Raw genomic sequence first — 1237 nt, 5'->3', positions numbered from 1 at the left:
AGTGTAGTGGTCAACCCATCCCGGACACTACGTTAAGTTTTTCTTCGGTGACGGCCGGAGCCAATCCCTCATTGAACTGATGTGGCCGTATCCAGTTATACCGGTGCATCAGGTAGTGGCTGATGTCCCGTTGTGCTTCCTGTGCCGTCATGTAACCAGTTGACGGCAGCCATTCAGTTTTGAAGCTGCGGAACAGCCGTTCCATCGGGGAGTTATCCCAACAATTTCCCCGACGGCTCATACTCTGTCGTATCCGATAGCGCCACAAGCGCTGACGGAATTTTCGACTGGCGTACTGGCTACCTTGATCCGAATGAAACAGCAGTCCCTGCGGTCGACCTCGCTGCTCGTAAGCCATTTCCAGCGCTTGCACAACAAGGTCGGCATCGGGTCGTAGCGAGAATGCCCAGCCCACCGCTCGGCGAGCAAATAAGTCCAACACCACAGCCAGGTAATACCATCGGCCTTGCGCCCAGACATAGGTGATGTCCCCGCACCAGACCTGATTTGGTGCCTCCACTGTGAATTCACGGTTGAGGTGGTTCGGAATATCGACCCGTTCCACCGTAGCCTGCTTATAGGCATGGCTGCCAGGCTGTTTGCAGACCAGCCCTAGCTCTTCCATCAAACGACTGACTTTGAAGCGGCCAATTGCCGTGCCTTCCTCGCGCATCATGCCCATGATGCTGCGGCTTCCCGCCGAACTGCGACTCTCGACGAACAGCTCGTGCACGCGGCCACGCAATGCCATGCGCTCAACATCAATGTGCCGGGCGCGCTCCCGATGCACATACAGGCATGACCGCGCTACGTCGAACACCGCGCAGATCAACTCGATTGATTCGTCACCACAAATCTGATCGATTACCTCGTACGTTCTATCCCTTCCAACATCAAGAGCGCGGTAGCCTTTTTTAAAATGGACTTCTCCCGCTCGAGACGCTCAATACGTGCTTCGAGTTCCTGTATTCGCTGCTGATCTGGCGTCATTGCCTTGCTTTGCGGCGTGATGCCTTGCCGCTCCAACTGCAGCTGCTGCACCCAGCGGCGCAGCACCGATTCGCCGATGCCGACCGACCGGCTTGCCTCCACGTGGCTGTATCCTTGATCCAGCACCAGGCATGCTGCCTGCTGTTTGAACTCAGGGGAAAACGTGCGTCTTTGCTTGCTCATCAAACACCTCTCCATGGCGAGCATTCTCGCCTAAATCAGTGTCCGGGTACATTAAACCACTACA

1 protein-coding gene is annotated in these 1237 nt (G+C 55.9%); it reads right to left on the bottom strand.

Annotated features, from left to right (window positions below):
- Positions 1–10 precede the first annotated feature (10 nt).
- Positions 11–1173, bottom strand: a protein-coding gene (locus tag GCN75_RS28730) for an IS3 family transposase (protein ID WP_152285372.1) whose coding sequence is annotated in 2 segments (ribosomal slippage) — positions 11–918 and positions 918–1173 — 1164 coding nt in all. Because the reading frame shifts where the segments join, the coding sequence is not laid out codon by codon here.
- Positions 1174–1237: the final 64 nt, after the last annotated feature.

This window comes from Janthinobacterium violaceinigrum, from assembly GCF_009208555.1.
GTDB classification, from domain to species: Bacteria; Pseudomonadota; Gammaproteobacteria; order Burkholderiales; family Burkholderiaceae_D; genus Janthinobacterium; species Janthinobacterium violaceinigrum.
This window is presented reverse-complemented; position numbering and strand designations above follow the sequence as displayed.